This is a genomic window from Pseudomonas sp. NPDC087814 (genome assembly GCF_044742865.1).
In the GTDB taxonomy this organism is placed as follows: Bacteria; Pseudomonadota; Gammaproteobacteria; order Pseudomonadales; family Pseudomonadaceae; genus Aquipseudomonas.
In genome coordinates, this window is record NZ_JBIUVK010000066.1 from 8,879 (window position 1) to 29,589 (window position 20,711).

Annotated in this window: 17 protein-coding genes and 1 pseudogene; 8 read left to right on the forward strand and 10 right to left on the reverse strand. The window is 60.4% G+C overall.

Annotated elements, in window-relative coordinates; genetic code table 11:
• The first annotated feature begins 245 nt into the window (after positions 1 to 245).
• Positions 246 to 2,051 carry an ABC transporter ATP-binding protein gene (locus ACIOMR_RS28590; RefSeq protein WP_008431180.1) on the forward strand — a complete coding sequence of 602 codons (1,806 nt, stop codon included), beginning with the start codon at positions 246 to 248 and terminating at the stop codon, positions 2,049 to 2,051.
• Between the two features lie 34 nt (positions 2,052 to 2,085).
• On the opposite strand, the gene ACIOMR_RS28595 is transcribed toward ACIOMR_RS28590, so the two are convergent.
• Together ACIOMR_RS28595 and ACIOMR_RS28600 are read right to left on the reverse strand one after the other, a co-directional pair.
• On the reverse strand, positions 2,086 to 3,174 hold the full coding sequence (locus ACIOMR_RS28595; RefSeq protein WP_178965587.1) for a sigma-54-dependent Fis family transcriptional regulator: 1,089 nt from the start codon (positions 3,172 to 3,174) through the stop codon (positions 2,086 to 2,088).
• Positions 3,175 to 3,196: 22 nt separating this feature from the next.
• Positions 3,197 to 4,384, reverse strand: a complete 1,188-nt coding sequence (locus tag ACIOMR_RS28600; protein ID WP_003219870.1) for an acyl-CoA dehydrogenase family protein — start codon at positions 4,382 to 4,384, stop codon at positions 3,197 to 3,199.
• A gap of 439 nt (positions 4,385 to 4,823) precedes the next feature.
• Here ACIOMR_RS28600 and ACIOMR_RS28605 point away from each other — a divergent pair, with 439 nt between their 5' ends.
• Positions 4,824 to 6,929: a TonB-dependent receptor domain-containing protein gene (locus ACIOMR_RS28605; protein ID WP_087694964.1), complete on the forward strand. Its 2,106-nt coding sequence runs from the start codon at positions 4,824 to 4,826 to the stop codon at positions 6,927 to 6,929.
• A gap of 171 nt (positions 6,930 to 7,100) precedes the next feature.
• On the opposite strand, the gene ACIOMR_RS28610 is transcribed toward ACIOMR_RS28605, so the two are convergent.
• From ACIOMR_RS28610 to ACIOMR_RS28625, 4 genes are all read right to left on the reverse strand, one after another.
• Positions 7,101 to 7,565, reverse strand: a complete 465-nt coding sequence (locus tag ACIOMR_RS28610; RefSeq protein WP_003219875.1) for a hypothetical protein — start codon at positions 7,563 to 7,565, stop codon at positions 7,101 to 7,103.
• 105 nt (positions 7,566 to 7,670) lie between these two features.
• Positions 7,671 to 9,212 carry a cryptochrome/photolyase family protein gene (locus tag ACIOMR_RS28615; RefSeq protein ID WP_401197740.1) on the reverse strand — a complete coding sequence of 514 codons (1,542 nt, stop codon included), beginning with the start codon at positions 9,210 to 9,212 and terminating at the stop codon, positions 7,671 to 7,673.
• A complete protein-coding gene (locus ACIOMR_RS28620) occupies positions 9,209 to 9,514 on the reverse strand; it encodes a DUF6482 family protein (protein WP_134326164.1) in 306 nt (101 codons plus the stop codon). The genes ACIOMR_RS28615 and ACIOMR_RS28620 overlap by 4 nt, the downstream gene beginning before the upstream one ends.
• A 17-nt stretch (positions 9,515 to 9,531) precedes the next feature.
• Positions 9,532 to 10,068, reverse strand: a complete 537-nt coding sequence (locus ACIOMR_RS28625; protein ID WP_177009899.1) for a DUF3833 domain-containing protein — start codon at positions 10,066 to 10,068, stop codon at positions 9,532 to 9,534.
• 606 nt (positions 10,069 to 10,674) lie between these two features.
• Between ACIOMR_RS28625 and ACIOMR_RS28630 the strand changes: the two genes are divergently transcribed.
• Positions 10,675 to 11,010 carry a DUF6124 family protein gene (locus ACIOMR_RS28630; protein WP_008431194.1) on the forward strand — a complete coding sequence of 112 codons (336 nt, stop codon included), beginning with the start codon at positions 10,675 to 10,677 and terminating at the stop codon, positions 11,008 to 11,010.
• Positions 11,011 to 11,254: 244 nt separating this feature from the next.
• Here the strand turns inward: ACIOMR_RS28630 and ACIOMR_RS28635 are convergent, their stop codons facing one another.
• On the reverse strand, positions 11,255 to 12,742 hold the full coding sequence (locus tag ACIOMR_RS28635) for an aldehyde dehydrogenase family protein (protein ID WP_401197745.1): 1,488 nt from the start codon (positions 12,740 to 12,742) through the stop codon (positions 11,255 to 11,257).
• Between the two features lie 228 nt (positions 12,743 to 12,970).
• On the opposite strand from ACIOMR_RS28635, the gene ACIOMR_RS28640 reads away from it, so the two are divergent.
• Positions 12,971 to 14,140: a p-hydroxyphenylacetate 3-hydroxylase oxygenase component gene (locus ACIOMR_RS28640; protein ID WP_401197748.1), complete on the forward strand. Its 1,170-nt coding sequence runs from the start codon at positions 12,971 to 12,973 to the stop codon at positions 14,138 to 14,140.
• 59 nt (positions 14,141 to 14,199) lie between these two features.
• Positions 14,200 to 14,676: pseudogene (locus ACIOMR_RS28645) on the forward strand (flavin reductase family protein); the annotation flags it as partial.
• 173 nt (positions 14,677 to 14,849) lie between these two features.
• Here the strand turns inward: ACIOMR_RS28645 and ACIOMR_RS28650 are convergent.
• Positions 14,850 to 16,178 (reverse strand): hypothetical protein, encoded by a 1,329-nt coding sequence (locus tag ACIOMR_RS28650; RefSeq protein ID WP_401197750.1) that lies wholly within the window; start codon positions 16,176 to 16,178, stop codon positions 14,850 to 14,852.
• 216 nt (positions 16,179 to 16,394) lie between these two features.
• Between ACIOMR_RS28650 and ACIOMR_RS28655 the strand changes: the two genes are divergently transcribed.
• The 3 genes from ACIOMR_RS28655 to feaR all read left to right on the forward strand — a co-directional run bounded on the left by ACIOMR_RS28655 (position 16,395) and on the right by feaR (position 19,530).
• The gene (locus ACIOMR_RS28655; protein ID WP_003219898.1) at positions 16,395 to 17,894 is read left to right on the forward strand and encodes an APC family permease; all 1,500 of its coding nucleotides are present in this window, start codon (positions 16,395 to 16,397) and stop codon (positions 17,892 to 17,894) included.
• Positions 17,875 to 18,459: a DUF3156 family protein gene (locus tag ACIOMR_RS28660; protein ID WP_102368611.1), complete on the forward strand. Its 585-nt coding sequence runs from the start codon at positions 17,875 to 17,877 to the stop codon at positions 18,457 to 18,459. Before ACIOMR_RS28655 ends, ACIOMR_RS28660 begins: the two co-directional genes overlap by 20 nt.
• A gap of 117 nt (positions 18,460 to 18,576) precedes the next feature.
• The gene (feaR, locus tag ACIOMR_RS28665; protein ID WP_102368612.1) at positions 18,577 to 19,530 is read left to right on the forward strand and encodes a transcriptional regulator FeaR; all 954 of its coding nucleotides are present in this window, start codon (positions 18,577 to 18,579) and stop codon (positions 19,528 to 19,530) included.
• A 60-nt stretch (positions 19,531 to 19,590) separates the two neighbouring features.
• On the opposite strand, the gene ACIOMR_RS28670 is transcribed toward feaR, so the two are convergent.
• Together ACIOMR_RS28670 and ACIOMR_RS28675 are read right to left on the reverse strand one after the other, a co-directional pair.
• Positions 19,591 to 19,893 (reverse strand): contact-dependent growth inhibition system immunity protein, encoded by a 303-nt coding sequence (locus tag ACIOMR_RS28670; RefSeq protein WP_134326170.1) that lies wholly within the window; start codon positions 19,891 to 19,893, stop codon positions 19,591 to 19,593.
• Positions 19,890 to 20,711 (reverse strand): RNase A-like domain-containing protein (locus tag ACIOMR_RS28675; protein WP_401197756.1); only part of this gene is annotated, 822 nt, incomplete at its 5' end. The genes ACIOMR_RS28675 and ACIOMR_RS28670, both read right to left, overlap by 4 nt.

The following is a 20,711-nucleotide window of genomic DNA, read 5'->3' on the forward strand; positions in this document are numbered from 1 at the left end:
CGAGGGAGCTTGCTCCCGCTGGGCTGCGCAGCGGCCCCAAAATCCTGGGAGCGCTTCGCACTCCAGCGGGAGCAAGCTCCCTCGCCACAGGGGAATGCCGCTCTGGACGCTCTGCGTCCGCTCTTAAAATCGTGACGCAGAGCGTCACCGGATGCATTCCCACGCAGAGCGTGGGAACGATCACACTCACCATTTTTGCCTGAAAGCTGCGCGGCCACAGGCGTCATTCAGGAATGTCATTGGCCATGAGTTCGTCTTTTTCATTGTTTCGCACCTGGAATGTCCAGCACTTGCCATCGACGCCGGCGGCGTTTGTGCGGCATTTCATCGGGCATTTCAAAGGTTGGTACCTGGCTATCCTGCTGCTGCAGATCGCCGCGGTGGTGTGTTCGATTCTGACGCCCTGGGGGCTGGGGCAGATCACCCGCACCGTGAGCAACGGGCTGGAAGCGGAGCGTGCCTTTGAAGTGCTGCAATGGCCACTGACACTGCTAAGCGCGCTACTGGTGTGCCAGGTACTGTTTACCCGTGCATCGGCAGGCTGCCATATCCACGTCTTGCCGTTGCAGCGGCGCACGGTGACGCATGTGGTGTTCGCCTATCTGCAGCAGCACTCCCATCGTTTCATCAGCAATGAGTTCGCCGGGGCACTGGCGCATCGGGTGGCGGAAATTACCCTGGGCGTGAATCAGACCCTGAGCATCTTGTTGTTCGACCTGATCCCGCTGCTGGTGACGCTGAGCCTGGCCACGGCCTTGCTATGGACCGCATCGCCGTTGTTGGCGTTGTTCATGGCGGGTTGGTCGGTGGCGTTTATCGCTATCTGCTACGTCCTCGCACGCCGCAGTCATCCTCTGGCGCAACAGTATTCGGCAGCGCGCAGCACCAGCACCGGCAAAGTGGTGGATGCGGTCTCCAACCTGGCCAATATCCGCCTGTTTGCGCGCCATGCGTTCGAGCACAGTTACCTCGGCACTTTCCTCGACAAGGAGGTGGCGGCTGCCTACCGATCCCTGGGGTATATGGAGAAAATTCGCTGGTTCCAGGCTTCCTGTGGCGTAGTGCTTAAGCTCGGCTTGTTATTGCTGGCGCTCTACCTGTGGCGCAGCCACCGTATCGACATTGCTGCGTTTGTCATGTCCACCAGCCTTTCGTTGTTGATCATCAGCGATGTGGAAAACCTGTCGCGACGCTTTCTCGAATTCTTCGAAGCCACCGGCAATATCGCCAACGGTGTGCGCACCCTGATCCGCCCCCATGAAGTCATCGACCAACCCGGCGCCAAGGCGCTGATGGTCAAGCGCGGCGATATCGAGTTTCGCGATGTCGGCTTCAGCTATGGCGGTGACCGTTCGATTTTCGAACACCTGAATATCGTCATCCCTGCCGGCCAGAAAGTCGGCCTGGTGGGTGCTTCGGGCTCCGGCAAGTCGACCCTGCTGAGCTTGCTCCTGCGTCTCTACGACGTGCAGCAAGGCCAGGTGCTGGTGGACGGCAAGGACGTGCGCGAGGTGACCCAGCATTCGCTGCACCAGCAGATCGGCCTGATTCCCCAGGAGCCGGGCCTGTTCCACCGCAGCATTCGCGAAAATATCCATTACGGCCGCCTGGATGCCTCGATGGACGAGGTCGCCGAGGCGATCCACCGCGCCGGCGCCAGTGAATTTATCGACAGCATGGAACACGGCTACGAATCGCTGGTGGGCGAGCGTGGGGTCAAATTGTCCGGCGGCCAGCGCCAGCGCATTGCGATTGCCCGGGTGTTGCTGAAAAACGCGCCGATCCTGGTGATGGACGAAGCCACTTCCAGCCTGGACTCGATCACCGAGCGCTTTATCCAGGACAAGCTCGACGAAATCATGGAAGACAAGACCGTGCTGGTGGTCGCGCATCGGCTGTCCACCGTGGCCCACCTGGACCGGATCCTGGTGTTCGACAATGGCCGGGTGATCGAGGACGGCAGCCACGAACAGTTGCTGCGCCAGGGCGGGCAATATGCGCGGTTGTGGAGTCGCCAGTTCAGCGATGCGCTGGATGAAGCGGTGGTGTGACCATGCGGCGTACCGGGTACGCCGCGCAGTCAGGTCAGATCGAGAGGTGCAGCACCCGGTCATCCTTGGCACCGGCCAGCGGGCGGCGCTTGTTGACCTTCAGCTCACCGAGGTTGATCAGCAACGTGCGGGTCACGTTGCGGCTCAGCCCCAGCAATTCGGCGGTGTGCACCTGGTTGTGGTGGCACAGCCGGTAAGCGGCGGTCAGCAGGCTGCGTTCCACCTGTTCGTGGAGGTTGTCGATCTGTTCCTCGAACAGGCGCTGGAAGGCCAGGTCGAGCAGGTCGTGGGCCGTGGTGCTGTCTTCCTGGCGTTCGATACGCAGGTTGGACATGCGCAGGTCATCGGCCTGGATTACGCCGTCACGGCAGATCAGCAGGGTGTGGTGGATAACGTTTTCCAGTTCGCGGATATTCCCTGGCCAGCTGTAGGTGGCCAGCCGTTGCTCGGCGTCCTTGCTCAGGATGACCTCGCCATACCCCAGGCGGCGGGTGTAGGTGTCGATGAAATACTGCACCAGCGGCAGGATATCGCCGGGGCGATCCCGCAGCGGGCTGAGTTCCAGGTTGACCACGTTCAGGCGGTAGAACAGGTCCTCGCGGAAATGCCCGGCGTTGATGGCTTTTTCCAGCTGCACGTTGGTCGCCGCCAGCACCCGCACATTGATCGGAATGCTTTTGCGCGAACCCAGGCGCACTACTTCACGCTCCTGCAATACCCGCAGCAGCTTGACCTGGATCGACATGGGCAGGTCGCCGATTTCATCGAGGAACAGCGTGCCGCCGTTGGCTTCTTCAAACCAGCCGGCCTTGGCACCGAGGGCACCGGTGAACGCGCCTTTCTCGTGGCCGAACAGCTCGGCTTCCACCAGTGATTCGGAGAACGCACCGCAATTCACCGCCACGAATGGCTGCTCCTTGCGGCCACTGAGGTTGTGGATATGCCGTGCGACCAACTCTTTGCCGGTGCCGGTTTCACCGATGATCAGCACGCTGGCTTCGCTCGGCGCGACTTGTTGCACATGCTTGAGCAAGGCCTTGGACCTGGGGTCTTCAAACACCTGCGCGGTGGCGCGGATGGAGGTGGCAAGGGCGGGCGAGGGCGGTAGGGTCAGCAGTTGCATGGTTATCCCTTTGAATAAAAGATCAGGAATAAAACGTCGGGATGGGCGCGGTACCGTTCAGTGCCCACTCGCCCAGTTCATGAAGTTTGTAGTCCAGCGGGTCATGCAGGCTCTGGGTGCGCAAGTTGCGCCAGTGCCTGTCGAGGGCCACCGAGGCGTTGGTCGCCCGTGCGCCGGTGACCTCGAAGACCTTGCTACACAACTCCAGGCCATTGCGGCTGGCGGCGACTTTGGCGGTGGCGATGGCAATCGCCGTTTCGCCGCGTTCCTCGCTGGTCAGGGCCGAGCCCTTGGCCCATGCCGCGTCCAGCACCTGGCCTGCGCGCTCCACCAGCAGGCGGGTGCTTTGCAGCGCCACCCAGAAATCGCCGTAGTGGCTGAGGATGTAAGGGTCCTGGGTGCTGTGGCTGGCGCTGGAACGGAACCACGGGCGGGCTTCTTCCAGGGTGTATTGGCGCGCTTCTTCGAACGCGCCTTCGGCGATGCCGAGGAAGATATTCGCGAAGTGCAGTTGCGCAATCAACGGCCGCAGGCAGGCGAACGGAGTACTCAGGGGGCCCGGGTCCAGCAACAGGTCGGACTCTTCCACGCGCACGCGCTTGAAGGTCACGCTGCCGCTGTCGGTCTGGCGCTGGCCCATGTTGTTCCAGTCGTTGTGCAGGATGATCCCGCTGCGGGCGCTGGGAATCGCCGCGATCAGCAACTTGCCGCCGGCGCTTTCATCGATGGCCGAGGCGATCAGCATTTCCGAGTCGTTGGCCCCGGAGCAGAAGTTCTTCTGTCCCGAGAATTCCCGCCAGCCCGTGTGGCGCTTGACCACCGTGCGGGTGTCCAGGGGGTTCAGGGTGTTGCCCCAGAACCAGTTGTTGCTGGCCGTCAGGCTGAACCAGGTTTGCCATTGTGCGGGCGTGGCGAATAACCGGACGGTGGCGAGCATCAGGTGATGAAAGCCGAATACGTGGGCGATGGAGCTGTCGACCCGGGCGAATTCGCGCACCACCTCGAAGGTTTCCGACCAGTTGGCGTCCAGCCCGCCGAATTGCCCGGGGATGCTCAGGGACAACAGGCCGCTGCTGCGCAGTTTGTCGCGTTCGGCCTTGGGCGTACCGCCGCTGGCGTCGCGGTCGACGGCGGTGCGCGCGAACTCGGTCGCCAGGTCACGGGCAATCTCCAGTGGCGTCCTGCGGGTGCAGAGTAAGTTGACCGTCACGCGTGAATACCTCGTTGCTTAAGTCGAGAATGCTCGAGCTGATTTGTTTCAACAGGCAATGGATAGAGCAAGACCCATACCAAGTAACAATAAGCCGATAACTTGCGACTTCTTACGGGGATGCAGGCGCGGACAGTGTCGAATACGCAACTTTTGTTGGAGGGCTGTTGGGATTTGCACAGTTGCGTCCTGTGCCCGCAGGGCGGGGCTTTCGTTATGCTTTTATTGCTTGAGCATATAAGTGTTTGTGGGTGGTTTTTGTATTGTCCGGAATCGAACATTTCACCAGCAAAGTGTTGCACTTGTGGCGATTAATAAGAGTGGCCGGCCAGTGTTTATTGAGGCTTGGACGTGGCATGAACCCTGCAAAGTTGGAAACAGAGCGCGACTATACGAATAGATGCTCCAACTAATTCGAGACCCCAGGAGTATTTAATTCATGCGGCAACTGTTTGAACCTCGCGCTCGTCGTTTTGAGTCACTGGCCACCGCGTCCAGCCTTGGCGTGCTGTTGATGTTGATACACGGCGCGGCCTTTGCCGCCCAGGCGGACCCGACCCTGGCCACGGTAGTGGTCACCGGTGCCGAAGCCACCGAAGCGCAAAAGGCCGAGAAGCAACTGTCCAAGGTGCCCGGCAAAACCGCAGTGATCGACAACCGCAAGATCGAACAGGGCCGCGCGGCGAACGCCGAGGACGTGCTGGCGTTGCAGCCGGGCGTATTCGCCCAGGCCACCAGCGGCTCGGGCGCGAACAAGATTTCGATCCGCGGTTCGGGCCTCAACACCTTCTATCAAGGCTATGTGCTGGGGATCAAATTCCTCTATGACGGCCTGCCGTTGACCGGCCCGGGCGGCACCCAGGAAGACATGCTGGACATGGCTTCCGTGGACCACACCGAGGTGCTCTACGGCGCCAACGCCTTCCGTTATTCGGCCTTGTCCCTGGGCGGCGCGATCAACTTCGTGAGCAAGACCGGCCGCACCGATCCGGGCAACTACGCGCGTTTCGAAGCCGGCAGCTTCGGCTATCGCAAGGAGCAACTGAGCACCGGCGGCGTGGACGGCGACAATGACTATTACGTCAGCATCCAGCACAACGAGCGTGACGGTTACCAGGACAACACACCGAACAAGGGGCAGGGGATCGTTGCCAACTTCGGCCACGTGTTCAGCCCGCAACTGGAGACGCGCTTCTACATTCGCTACAAGGAAGAAACCCTCAGCCAGGGCAACACCCTGACCAAATACCAGCTCAAGCATGACCCCACGAGCAACCTCGTGCCCATCGGGCGCAAGAAGGACGGCTCGACCCTGCTGGGCAGCACCACCACCTACACCTTCGACGACAATGCCAAGCTCGAAGTCGGCCTGGGCTACAACGATTACCCGCTGGACAACGGCTGGCGCTATTCGCCAACACCACAGGAATGGCGCTCCCAGGACGTCAACCTGACCTTGCGCTACCTGCGCACCGCCGACACCTTCTTCGGCCTGCGCAGCGACAGCAGCGTGACCTTCAGCAATACGCTGGCGTACCTGGCCGATGTGAAATCCCACAGCAAGGCCACCGGCATCACCCAGCAGAAGACCAACTACACCGGCTCGCGGGACACGGTGTTTTCCCTCGGCAACGAACTGCAACTGAATGACCGCACGTGGCTGTCCACCGGGTTGTCATTGATTGATATCAAGCGCAAGGCGCAGATCGAATACAGCACCGCCACCAATACCAGCGCGTTCCCCAGTGGCGTTGAATACGACGAGACCGACGTCGCCCCGCGCATTGGCCTGCGCTATCAGTTGACTCCGGAATTCGAAGTGTTCGGCAACGTCAGCCGCTCGGTGGATCCACCGGTCACCTGGCAGCTGGGCAGCACCGGCACGCCGTACATCCGTGATGTGCGGCCGCAAAAAGCCAACACCGTGGAGTTCGGCATTCGCGGCGGCCACGGTATTTTTGACGGCAGCCTGACGGTCTACCGCTCGTGGGTGCAGAAAGAACTGCTGTCGGTGGTGGTACGCCAGGCGACGGCCACCCAGGACCAACTGGTGGCCACCTCCAACGGCAGCGCGACCATTCACCAGGGCATCGAAGCCGGCTTGAATGCGCAACTGTGGGACGGCGGCAATGGCGACACCGTGACCCTGCGCCAGGCCTACACCTTCAACGACTTCCACTACCGCAACGATGCGGTGTTCGGCGACAACCAGCTGCCGGGCCTGCCGCGCCAGGTCTACCAGGCCGAGCTGGAATATCGCCAAGGCAGTGGTTTCTACGCGCAGCTCAACGCCCGGGCGGCGTCCAGCTATTACGTCGACTTTGCCAACTCCCTGAGTGCGCCGTCGTATACGTTGTGGGGGGCCAAGGTGGGCTACGAGGCCCCTAGCAAGAAGTGGGAAGTGTTCGTCGATGCACGCAATCTGACCAACAAGCGCTATGCCACGGCCACCAACACCGCGTACGACGCCAAGGGCCAGGACTCGGCCAACTTCTATGTGGGGGATGCGTTCAACGTGACCACGGGGGTTTCGTTTCACTTCTGACCGCAGGCCGGCGCTCTAACAAACAAAGGAAATCCTTGTGGGAGCTGTCGAGCTTTAGCGAGGCTGCGATGGCGTCAGCACAGTCAACATGGATGTTGCCTGGCCCACCGCTATCGCAGCCTCGCTAAAGCTCGACAGCTCCCACATTTGATTTTTGTTGCGTCCAGAAACCTAGTTCTGCGGCCGCTGTTTGGTCGAGTCCAGCTCGGCCTTTTTACCGGTGCTGATCTCGGTGATCTGCGCCGACTTGGCAATCGCGAAATCAAAGGTGTCCTGCATCTTGGCGATGGCATCGGTCGCCGTGCCGTTGAGCCCACCGTTGGCTGCCCAGTCGAAGTTCCACACCCCGGAAAAGTTATCGGCACCGGCCACATCATGGGTTTCGATCGCGGTGAACACGTCGGGATGGCGCTCCATGTACTGGGCCGCAGCGCTCACATCGGCCGGCACCTTGCCCGAGGCGTTGCTGGCCAGTTGTGAAAGCTCTTGCTTGGTGATGGCCGACTTGCCCGTTTGGCGCATGTAATCGGCGATGACCTTGCTCGACTTGGAAATATTCAACTTGTCGTCGAATACCGACGTCGAGGCTTTTTGAGTGGTCGGTCCGCCACCGGCGGGTGTTACGGTAGTAGACATCGGCGCTGCTCCCTCAATGAATTGGATGACATCGAAGCCGACGTTAGCATGGGCAATTGGCCATTTATCACCGGCTTCACAACAATTCGCAGCGGCCGGAAAATTTCACAGCGTTTCACCCGCATCCAACTTGGCCAGCAGCCTCTGGCCCCGTTGCCACAGCGCGTCCTGCTTGGATTCAGGCATGCGGTCGAGATTTTTATAGAGCATGGCCATGCGCTGATTGCCCCGCAGCAGGTCGCCATGGCGCATCAGGAAGTGCCAGTAAAGCGCATTGAACGGGCAGGCATTGTCAGCGGTACTTTCAGTGACTTTGTACGCACAGTCGCGGCAGTAGTCCGACATGCGCTTTATGTATTGGCCGCTCGCGCAATAAGGTTTGGAACCCAGGTAGCCGCCATCCGCATGCATGACCATGCCCAGGGTGTTGGGCAGCTCGACCCAGTCGAAAGCGTCCATGTAGATCGCCAGGTACCACTCGCATATCTGGCTGGGCATGATGCCGGCCAGCAGGGCGAAATTGCCGGTGACCATCAGCCGCTGGATGTGATGGGCATAGGCATGTTTCAGGCTCTGGCCGATCGCCTGGCGCATGCAGTTCATTTGCGTCTCGCCCGTCCAGTAGAACTCCGGCAGCGGGCGGCTGTTGCCGAATGCATTGCCAGCGGCATAGTCGGGCATCTTCAGCCAGTACACGCCGCGTACGTACTCACGCCAGCCAATCAGTTGGCGGATAAACCCTTCGCCAGCGTTCAGCCCGATGCTGCCCGACCAATAGGCCGCCTCCACATCGCTGCACAGCTGGCGCAGGTCCAGCAGGCCGATGTTCAGCGCTGCGCTGATACGGGCGTGAAACAGGAACGGCTCGTCGCTGGCCATGGCGTCCTGGTAGTCGCCGAAACCCGCCAGGCCATAGTCCAGAAAGTAGTTCCAGAGGGCCTGCGCGTCGGCGTGGGTCACGGGGTAATCGAAGGTGTCGAGCGAACCGTAGTGGCTGCTGAAGTGTTTACCTACCAGCGCCAGCACGTCCTGGGTGATCGAGTCCGAGCTGAAGCGCGCCGGGTAGGGCGCCTTGGTGCCCTTGGGCAAGGCCTTGCGGTTGTCCGCATCAAAGTTCCAGGCACCGCCCACTGGCGTACCGTCACCGTTGAGCAAGAGCCCGCTCTTGCGGCGCATCTCCCGGTAGAAGTACTCCATGCGCAGCTGTTTTTTACCGCTGGCCCAAGCGGCGAACTCGTCACGGCCGCACAGGAATCGGTGGTCGGCATGCCACTGGATCGGCAAACCGCAGTCCTTCAGGGATTGCTCAAGGCGCCAGTCACCGCATTCGGTCAGGTGTATTTCCCGGGGTTGCATCAGCGATTGCCAGCGCCTTAACTCGCCGGGCACCGAGCCGGTGTTTTGCGGATCGTCCAGGGTGACGTACTGCACCCGCACGCCACGCTGCTGCAACGCCTGGGCAAAATGGCGCATGGCGCTGAAGACCAGGACGATTTTTTGCGGATGGTGGGGCACATGGCTGGCTTCCTCCATGACCTCGACCATCAAGACCGCATCGCGCTGGCTGTCCAGCCCATCCAATGAGGCCAGGTCAAACGACAACTGGTCGCCCAGCACCAGGCACAGGTTTCGAACTGCCTTGGTCACCACGGCGCTTCCAGGGAAAATGGCGTTCGCAGTGGCTCGATAGCGCCTTCTCGCCGGCCGCACATTTCGTCATGCACGCACTGATGCACCAGGGTGCAGGGAAACGCAGGGACTGCCTGCAACACGTCACGCAGGTGATTGACGGAGCGAAAGTGCATGGGCTTCGCCGACTCGTCCAGCAGCGTGAACTGGCCGTGGTCCAGCGTTACGCGCGCCAGATAGAAACCACCTTCCAGCGACAGCAGTTCCATTTCGCGTACAGCGCCTTGGGTGGCCAGTTTGGTCAGGGCTTGCAGGTTCATGGTTCACTCCTTACCGGTCAGGGTTGTGAAGACTGGCGACGGAAGAACAACGTCACCTGGCCGACTTCCACACCCAACTTGGACATGCTGGAGCGGTTGATCAACGTGTCTTCGTCCATCAGGTACATCCAATCGTCGAGGCTCACTTCGTAGACGGATCCATCAACCGGCAGGTTCAGGACGTAGCGCCAGCGCAGTGCGTTGCCCGCCACTTCGCCCCTGGCCTCGCCCACCACATCACCGGCCCGTCCGCGCCAGTGGGTGGGGCCGTCCGGGGTGAGGGTCCAGACACGTTGCTGGCGAGTACCATCGCTGTATAGAAAGCGCTCATCGAGAATCAGGTTTTCACCCTCGCGGCGGCTGGCTATATTCACCTCGAAACGCTTGGCCACTTCACCCGAGCGTTTCTCGAAGATGCCCCAGGCCTTGACGGGCTTGCTGAAGAAGCTCACCAGGTCCAGTTGCGGTTGCTGGTCGGCGTAGTGCTTAACATCCACGCTGCCACAACTGCTCAGGCCGAGCACCAGGGCCAGCGAAACCAATAGACGGGTCATTGCGGTTCTTCCCGAGAGGGCTTGATACTGCTGATACTTGTACAAAACAATAAAATTGTACAGGTATTTAGCGCATTACCAGGATGTTACCGGCTACCGGCCTGCCCATTTATGGCGGGTATATGCAGCCTCAGGGGACCAGGTGCAGATGATCGCTCCCACGCTCTGCGTGGGAATGCCGCCTCGGACGCTCCGCGTCCCGCTGGCACCGCCGCATTGACGCCTCGCGCAATGGTGACGCGGAGCGTCACGGTATGCATTCCCACGCAGAGCGTGGGAACGATCAACAATGGGCATACGCCGGCAGCGGTATCGCCCGTTCCTACGCAGACCGTTCCCACATAGATTTCAGGTTGCTTCCAGACCTTCTCGCCGCTAACCTTCGCGGGTCGCTGCCAATTCAGCGAACGGGTGTGGTAGCCCGGCTATTTCATAGATCCCAAAACGCTCAAGGGCGTTTTTTTGTGCGGGCTGCTTTGTGGCGGCTGTGCATGGGAGGCTTCGGCCTGCCGGGTTTCTATGACCGGTCTACCACCCCGTGTACAGTCGCCTCCTTAATCGTGTGGTAGCGAGCGTGGAGGTGCTTACTCATAGAGGAGCTTCACCATGAAAAAGGTCTCGCCCAACCCGCCGCATTACTTGAACGACCAGAAATTCCACGATGCTGCCCAGCGCGCATTCAAGCACTACGACCTCAATTCAGAACCTGCCGCTTCGCCTCCGTCCTCCAACAAACTATTCTCCGTACGTGCCGGCCTCAGCACCGAAGTCGCCTTGTGTAATGCCAGCGAGATTCTTGAATCGGCGGCTGTCAGCGCCTATGACTGTGCCGAGCATCTTGATGGGGCCAGCCGCAAGCAAGTGTTGGCAGTGGTGCAATTGGTGGAGATGGCGCAGTTGTTGGTGGATGAGGCGCTGAACCGGGAGTGTCCGGTGGCCTGATCACATCCGAAATCCAACTGGCAACATAAATCCAGTGTGGGAGCGGTTGGTCAGGAGAGCGGGTTTGTCAGCAGGCTCGCGATCACTCCCACGCTGATCGTTCCCACGCTCTGCGTGGGAATGCCGCCTCGGACGCTCCGCGTCCCGCTGGCAATGCACAATGGAAGCCTTGCGCAGTGGTGACGCGGAGCGTCACGGTATGCATTCCCACGCGGAGCGTGGGAACGATCGGTCGCCCGGTTTATCAGTAGCGAATCATCACCGACTTGAGCTCGGTGTAGTCGTCGATAAAAGCCCCGCCAAACTCCCGTCCCACCCCCGAAGACTTATTGCCGCCAAACGGCACCGCCGGGTCGAGCATCGTGTGCATGTTCACCCACACCGTCCCCGCGTTGATCGCCGGCACCATGCGCAGGGCCTTGCTCAGATCATTGGTCCAGAGGCTGGCGCTCAGGCCGTAAGGCGTGTTGTTCATCAGTTCCAGCAGCTCATCCTCGGTGTCGTAGGGGAAAAACGTGGCGATCGGGCCGAAGGTCTCTTCGTTGAGCAGGGTGTCGTGGATCGTGTTGGCGAGAATTACTGTCGGCTCCACATAGCACCCCGGCCCGTCGATCAGCTTGCCGCCGTGGACAATCGTATTGTTCTCGGCCCGGGCCTTGGCGAAAAACCATTCGAGTTTCTGTTGGTGCTGGCGGTTGGTCACCGGGCCGAATTCGGTGCGCTCGTCCAGCGGCGAGCCGATGTTCAACCGGCCCAGGCGTTGCGCCAGTTTGTCCATGATCGGCTCGATCTGCGAGCGGTGAGCGAAGAAGCGTTCGGCGGCCGCGCAGATTTGCCCGGAGTGCAGGAAGCCGGCTTCGATGATGCCGTTGACCGCTTTGTCGAGGTCCACATCCCGCAGGAACCCGGCGGAGTTTTTGCCGCCCAGTTCCAGGGTCGCCCGGGTCAACCCGGCGCCCATGGCACTGCGGCCCACGGCGATGCCGGTGGGCACCGAGCCGGTAAACGAGACCTTGTCGGTGCCCGGGTGCTCCACCAGGCCTTTGCCCACATGGCCGCCACCGGTCAACACGTTCAGCACGCCCGCCGGCAGGCCGGCGTCGATGGCCAGTTCGGCGATGCGCAGGATGGTCAGCGGGGTGAACTCGCTGGGCTTGATGATGATGCTGCAGCCGGTCACCAGTGCCGAGGCGAGTTTCCAGATGGCGATCATGGTCGAGAAATTCCACGGCACGATGCCCACCACCACGCCCACCGGTTCGCGCAGGGTGAACGCGGTGTAGCGTTCGCCGGCGAAGGAGGGCAGTGACGGGGTAAGGGTCTGGCCGCTGATCTTGGTGGCCCAGCCGGCGTAGTAACGCAGGAAGTGCGCCGCCTGATCGACCTCGAAGGCCCGGGAAATCTGGATGATCTTGCCCGACTGGCAGGTTTCGATCTGCGCCAGTGCTTCGCGATGTTGCTCCAGCAGGTCGGCGAGTTTCAGCAGCACATTGCCGCGAATGGCTGGGGCGACCTGGGACCATTGCCGGAAGCCACGCCGGGACGATTCCACCGCTGTGTCGATATCGGCCAGGTCCGCATCGGCAACCTGGGCGATCACCTCGCCGGTGGCCGGGTTGATCACTTCCAGAGCCTGGCCGGAATGGCTTTGGACGTACCCGCCGTCGATAAACAAGGCATGGCTTCGACGGAGGAAGGCCTGGACTTCAGGCAGCAGCGCAATATCGCTCATGGGATTTTCCTGCTCGCAAAAGCCCGAGGGTAACCAGCGCCGCCGGGCCAGGCTTGTCTGTGCCTGCCGGGCGATATGTCTGTGGCTGCCAGGCCTGTGGAAAGTGCAATCTTGGCTGTGGAAGGTGCATTTTCCGGGGGTGTCGCCCGCTCCATACTGGCCCCACATCCAGCGCCGTTCGTTGAGTTTGAACGCCAGCCGGACATCCAATAATAAGCAGGGCCGTCCATGAAAAAGCCAAACCCGCTCCTCGAAGATCTCAAGGCGATTCTGCCGACCATCGCTGCCAACGCCTTCCAGGCCGAGCAGGACCGCAAGGTTCCCGACGAGAACATTGCGCTGCTCAAGAGCATCGGCATGCACCGTGCCTTTCAACCCAAACCCTTTGGCGGCATGGAAATCTCCCTGCCGCAGTTTGCCGACTGCATCGCCTTGTTGGCCGGCGCCTGTGCCAGCACCGCGTGGGCCATGAGCCTGTTGTGCACCCACAGCCATCAACTGGCGTTGTTTCCCGCCAAGCTGCAGCAGGAAGTCTGGGGCGATAACCCGAATGCCACCGCCAGCAGCAGCATCGCGCCGTTTGGTCGCACTGAGGAAGTTGAGGGCGGTGTGCTGTTCAGCGGTGAAATGGGCTGGAGCAGCGGTTGCGATCATGCCGAGTGGGCGATTGTCGGCTTCCGCCGTAAAAACGCCGAGGGCACCCAGGACTATTGCTTCGCGGTACTGCCGCGCAGCGACTATCAAATTCGCGATGACTGGTTCGCCGCCGGCATGAAAGGCAGCGGCACCAAGACCCTGATCATCGACAACGTGCGGGTGCCAGAACACCGCATCCAGAAAGCCAAGGACATGATGGAAGGCAAGTCCGCCGGCTTCGGTCTGTACCCCGACAGCAAGATTTTCTACTCGCCGTACCGGCCGTATTTCGCCAGCGGTTTCTCCACCGTGAGCCTGGGTGTGGCCGAGCGCACGCTCGAAGTATTCCGCGAAAAAACCAGGACCCGCGTACGTGCCTACACCGGCGCGGCAGTGGGGGCGGCGACTCCGGCGTTGATGCGCCTGGCCGAGTCGACACACCAGGTGGCCGCCGCCCGGGCGTTCCTGGAAAAGACCTGGCAGGAACACGCCGAACACAGCGAACAGCACCGTTACCCGAGCCGCGAGACCCTGGCGTTCTGGCGTACCAACCAGGCGTACGCCACCAAGATGTGCATCCAGGCGGTGGACCGCTTGTTCGAGGCCGCCGGTGGCAATGCGTGGTTCGAGCACAACGAGATGCAGCGTCTGTTCCGCGATTCCCATATGACCGGCGCCCATGCGTACACCGATTACGACGTGTGCGCGCAGATCCTGGGGCGTGAGCTGATGGGGCTCGAGCCTGATCCGAGCATGATTTGACGCCGACCCGGCCATCACAACCATCAGGACTGCGCGTTGATGCAGTCCGGGAGTCTTGCATGTCTGATAACAGTTTCGACCCACGGGCCTTTCGCCGGGCCCTGGGCAACTTTGCCACCGGCGTCACGGTGGTCACCGCCGCTGATGCCAGCGGGCGCAAAGTGGGTGTCACCGCCAACAGCTTCAACTCGGTATCCCTGGACCCGCCGCTGGTGCTGTGGAGCATCGACAAACGCTCCAACAGCCACGAGGTGTTCGAGCAGGCCAGCCATTTTGCGGTCAACGTGCTGGCGGCCGACCAGATCCACCTGTCGAACAACTTCGCCCGGCCCAGGGACGATCGCTTTGCCGAAATCGAATTCGAGCCCGGGGAGGGCGGTTCGCCGGTCTTCGCTGATTGCTCGGCGCGGTTTCACTGCGAGAAGTACCAGCAGGTGGATGGTGGCGATCACTGGATCATGATTGGCAAGGTGGTGGCTTTCGATGATTTTGGTCGTGCGCCGTTGCTCTATCACCAGGGGGCGTATGCGCGGATCGAGGAGCGGCAACCGTAGGGCGAACACCTCTATCGAAGGCTGAAGCAGGTTCAATGTGGGAGCGGGCTTGCTCGCGAATGCGGAGTGTCAGCCAATACATCTGGCGACTGACACACCGCTTTCGCGAGCAAGCCCGCTCCCACATGTGATCTCGGTAGCTCATTGCATCTGTGTTAGAACGGCACGGCCACGGTGACTTGGCTGTAGAGATTGGTGCCATTGCCACCCACCTGGTTGCCGCCGTTGCTCTCATCCTTGTTGGGTTTGTACAAACCCAGCAGTGGCGTGACGATCAGGTGTTCGTTCACCGCCCACTCCGCGTACAGGTCCAGTTCGCGCCCATCGAGGTTGAGCATGCCGCCCTTGCTCAACGTCTTGTAGTCGAAGAACAGCGCGCCCAGGGTGACGCTGTCCAGCGGCTTGACCTTCAACGCCACATGCTGCACCTCAGTATTGGTATTGAACGGCCCCGAATAATTGCCGGCCACCTCGCCCTGCACCCAGGTGCCGTAGCCACGGTTGAAGCCCGAAAACATCGCATCCCAGTTTTTCGAATAGCGGCTGTAGCGGTAGGTCAGGTCCGGCGACCACGGCAGCGCGGCGAAGGTATAACCGCCTTCGGTGTACCAGGCCTTTTCCGGGCCGGCGTCCTTGTCCTGCCAGGCGTATTCAAAGGAAAAGTGCGCGTTCTCGATCCCGGCATTACCGGCGCCCCGCAGGCTGTAGATGTTCATCCCGGCGCGCTGTTTTTGCAGGTCATTGGCATAACGGTCGTCGACGCTGATGCCGTGGATATAGGTCAACCCCAGGGTGCCGGGCGCGGCGGTGTAGTCCAGGGTGCCGGCAGCCATTTCAGTGTTGGCCTGGGCGCGGTTGTCGGACTTGATCCACATTACGCTGCCATGCACGCCGTCCTTGCCACCCAGGCGTAGCACTGCGGTTTGATCGAAGGCATGCCGGGCGGCGATGTAGTAGGCGCCGCCCCGGTTGAACTTGCCGTCATCCACGCCCTTGCCGAAGTTCGGGCCGTCATCGTTGATGATGAAACCGTCGCCGAGCATGATGACCTGGCGGCCGAACGACAGGTCCACACCATCCTTGCCCAGTGCCGGAAACAGTTCCCCCGAGCGCCAGCCGGCGAAGGCTTCGTCGAACTTGGTGGTGCGCTCGCTGCCGGTGGTCACGCCCGACGCATCGCCATCACCCCAGGTGCCCGAGCTGACCAGGTTGGCCGTGCCATACACGCTGCCCAGGGCGCCGAAGCGCTGGTCGACGCTCAAGCCATACTTGATAAAACCTTCGCGCCAGGTGGAACCGCCGGTGGTGCCGTCGTAGTTCTTGCGGCTGTTGAACATCCCGTACACCGCCAGGAAGTTGCCGGTGACCTGGGTGTCGTCATCGGCATACAGCTCGAACGCCTGGGCCGATGAGTCGATGATCATCAGCGCGACGCCCAGGCTGATGGCCCTGTACAGGTGACGGGTTTGTTGTGTGTGCTGCATTGTTATAGTCCCCAACAAGGTGAATTGAGGGAGCATTAGGGCGAGCGCCACCGGGCCAAGTCTTTCCCCTGCGTGCCAGGAAATTGTCCCAGGCCGCCAGTGGCGCAGCAGTGGCAGGCAGCAACAAAACCGGCGGCAGCCAGGAGCAAGACGGTCAGCCAGGGCGGGCGCAGAGTGCCAATACTTCTAAAAATCCGCTTCTTGAGGATCTGCACCATGTCGATCAACGACCGGCTCACCGAACATTTGAAACGCGGCACGGTGGGCTTTCCAACCGCGCTGGCGAGCACCATTGGCTTGATCATGGCCAGCCCGGTGATCCTCACCGCGACCATGGGGTTTGGCATCGGCGGCAGCGCCTTTGCGGTGGCGATGTTGATCGCGGTGGTGATGATGCTGGCCCAGGCGACCACCTTCGCCGAAGCCGCCTCGATCCTGCCCACCACCGGCTCGGTCTACGACTACATCAATTGCGGCATGGGCCGGTTCTTTGCGATCACCGGCACCTTGTCGGCGTACCTGATCGTGCATGTGTTTGCCGGCACCGCCGAAACCATCCTCTCCGGCGTGATGGCGCTGGTGAATTTCGAGCACCTCAACACCCTGGCGGAATCCGCCGGCGGTTCGTGGTTGCTGGGAGTGGGCTTCGTGATTGTGTTCGGGGTGCTCAATGCGTTTGGCGTCAGCGCGTTCGGCCGGGCCGAGATCATCCTCACTTTCGGCATGTGGACCACCTTGATGGTGTTTGGCGTGCTGGGCCTGATCGCAGCCCCGGCGGTGCAACTGGATGGCTGGTTCGGTGAATCCCTGGTGGGCACCGACCTGATCACCATCCTGTCGCTGGTGGGCATGGCGATGTTCATGTTTGTCGGCTGCGAGTTCGTCACGCCGCTGGCGCCGGACCTGCGCAACTCGGCCAAGGTGATGCCCAAGGCGATGGTGCTGGGGCTGCTGGGGGTGGCCACGTGCATGTTCATCTATGGCGCGGCAATGAAACGCCAGGTGGAAAACGTATTGATCGACGCGGCGGGCGGCGTGCACCTGCTGGATACGCCGATGGCCATCCCGAAATTCGCCGAGCAGGTGATGGGCAGCATCGGCCCGATGTGGCTGGGCATCGGCTTCCTGTTTGCCGGTGCTGCGACCATCAACACCTTGATGGCCGGTGTGCCACGGATCCTGTACGGCATGGCCGTCGACGGCGCGTTGCCCAAGGTCTTCACCTACCTGCACCCGCGCTTCAAGACACCGTTGCTGTGCATTCTGGTGGCGATGCTGATTCCGTGCCTGCACGCGCTGTACCTGGGCGGCAACACCGACAACATCATGCACCTGGTGCTGGCGGCCGTGTGTGCCTGGAGCTTTGCTTATCTGCTGGTGACGCTGTCGGTGGTGATCCTGCGGATTCGCCGTCCGGATCTGCCTCGCGCCTACCGTTCGCCGTTCTTTCCGCTGCCGCAGATTCTGTCGAGCATCGGCATCCTGCTGGGCATGTGGTTTATCACGCCGCCGGGGATGAACCCTGCTGACATCTACATTCCCTTCGGCGTGATGCTCGGGTGCACGGCGGCGTACGCGCTGTTCTGGACGCTGGTTGTGCAGAAGGTCAATCCATTCAAGCCCGCCTCGGTGGAAGAGGTGTTGGCCAAGGAGTTCGCCCATGAGCCGGGTCAGCCGCACAACGGGTATATCAGCCATGCTGCAAAAACTGTCTGAGCTCTTCAGCGCCCGGCGCGCGCCTGCCGGGTATCGACCCGGCGTTACGCTGGAACACCTGCGGCGTAACCTCGGCCTGGCCGGTTATGAGGTGTGTGGACCAACGACGGCCCGGGTTTCCCTGGACAATCTCGGGCTGCAACTGGAGATCGTCGAGCGCACCGAATCGCAACTGTTGATGCACCTGGTGATGACCGAATTCGTACTGCGCATTCCTGCCTCGCAGCAGGGCACGGCGAGCTTCGAACTGCACCACACCGGGGCCGTCCGACGCACTGGAATCCGCTGTCGGCAGCGCTCGGGAGACAAGGAAGTTTTAGGCATTCTGCAAGCCGAGTTGCAGGAGGGCAGTGCGTTGTATCGCGCCTTGATGCCGCTGGACTTCAAGCGCCTGCGCATCGACCTGGTGGATCACCAATGGTGCGTGCGGCTTGAGCATATGGGCGGCAGCGAGGTGGTCAATCGCATGCCGGCGTTCCGGCGCTATATCGCCTTGAGCAGCGATCAACGTGCCTGGCTGCTGGACGCCTTGAGCGGTTTCCAGCGCGCATTACAGGCCCACTGACCGCAGGATCTGGCATCAATAGTGCAACCACCTTGGCAGACACGTACTTGTTGCGCGCATATAGATAACATGTTAACTATTGCCCGACAAAAACAAAAAGCCAAGGTGGAAACAACCATGAGCATGCAACAGATTGGGCAAGACGGGCTGGACCTCTGGACCCGGGATCTGCGCGCGGTTTGCGGTCACTTCGACACAGAACTGGCCTTCAACCGCTCGCTGTTCATCGGCAGCATCAGCACCTTTTCCCGCGGCGGTTTGCCCTTGGCCAGCCTGCGCACCAACGCCGGCCTGATCAAGCGCCCCAAGGCCCGCGCCGACCACGATGACGACCAACACTGCTTCCTCGTCAGTCAGCGCAGCGGCTACTGCCAGATCACCCAAAACGGCCAGAGCTTCCAGCTTGCCCCCGGCGAACTGTTATTGATGGACTCGGTGGGCTCCATCGACATCACCCCGTTCGGGCTCATCGAACACGCGTCCCTGTCCTTGTCCCGCGCAGAGGTGTGCAAACAGTTCGGCAACCAGCCCAAGACCTTCGGCAAAATCTCCTCGAGCAAAGCCTGCGGGCGCATGTTGCATGTGTTGATGGATCAACTGTGCAAAGACGCACTGAACGGCGAAGGCGCGGTCGGGGAGGGGCAGGCGTTGCAGTCGGCGTTTATCTCGCTGCTGGGGTCGGCGTTTGAGCAGGAAGACGATGAGCGCGATGATTGTGGCGGGTTGCAGGGCAGCAATCTGCGCAGCTATGTGCAGAAGGTGATTGATGAGTCATTGACCCAGCCAGGGCTTAGCCCGGTGGGGTTGGCGAGTCGGTTGAACATCTCGGTGCGGCATTTGTACCGGTTGTTTGAGGAACAGGATGACAGCGTGTGCCGGTATATCCAGCGGGCGCGGTTGAAGCGCAGTGCGGATGATCTGACCAATCCGTTTTTGCGCAGTGAGTCGATTACGTCGATTGCGTATAAGTGGGGGTTTACGGATTCGGCGCACTTTAGTCGCTCGTTCAAGAAGCAGTTTGAAGTGTCGCCGAAGGATTTTCGGGCTGGGCGGTTGCAGCAGGTGGGGTAGGGGAGGAAGAAGGGGCTTTCCGAGCACCTTCTTTATTATAAATATCTTAAGAGATCGAAGTTATTCGCCTCTTTGGCTCAAAAGCGCGTCAATGTGCTCCAGCCACAATTTCCCGCTTTTCCAATCGTGAGGATAATAGTAGCCACAGCCAATATCTGAGAACAAAAGATGCTGTAACGCTTGCTCCGTCTTGTTGGCATGTAAAAGAGCTTTTAACTCGAGGTGTGCAGCTTTAAAAGTTTCTGCTGAGGATTCAGCTATAAAGCTGAGAATCACATTGTCCGCACTATCAAACTCATCAACCCAATCTTGATTGAAGTAACCCGCGAGAAGTTGCTGCAGTTGTGAATAATCGTTATTCATGGATTCGGATATCCGGTCTGAATTCTATAGCCATTGGGCATGCTTTTATCTTTGAACAAAATCAGGTAAATCTCCCGTCCGGGGACGGTTTTTTTTGCACCTCGCTTCAGGCTAGTTCCAACTGGCTGAGGAGACTTTTGAGTAATAACAATTTTTTTGTCTTTTCCTTTAACAAACGAATTTATTTTAGTTTTGTTGCTTGCTATCACGCTTGATATTGCTGACTCGGCTGTCGCGCGATCAGGGAAGGTAGATGCCGTGGGCACATGAGGCTCATTTTTAAGACGTGTTGCCAGTTGTTGGTCAGTTCTACCAATGTGCTTTTGCATCAAATGTCCTCCGGCAGCTTCGTGAGCAGCTAAACCTCCACCAGGAACAATTTCGCTGTAAGGCCCATCGGCGACTATTTGGCCTGGGCAGGCTGTAGCTTTACAGCTCAACCCCAACGGATCCACCCACCCCGTCGAATTGGGCACGTACTGGTATCCGTTCAGCCCGCCCGCCAGTTTCACCGGATCAGGCGTCAGGTAGCGGCCAATATCCGGATTGTAGTAGCGATGACGGTTGTAGTGCAGCCCGCTTTCCGGGTCGAAGTATTGGCCCTGGAAGCGCAGCGGGTTGGTAACGGTGTTGACGTCCAGCTTCGCGATTTGGCCGTAGGCGCGGTAGTGCGCTGACCAGACAATTTCGCCGTCGGGGGCGGTGAGTTCTTGTGGTGTGCCGAGGTGGTCGAGTTGGTAGTGGAAGGGTTTTACGTCTTCCGGGCCGTAGCCTTTCAGCAGCGCTAATGGGCGAAAGCTGTTGGGTTCGTAGATATA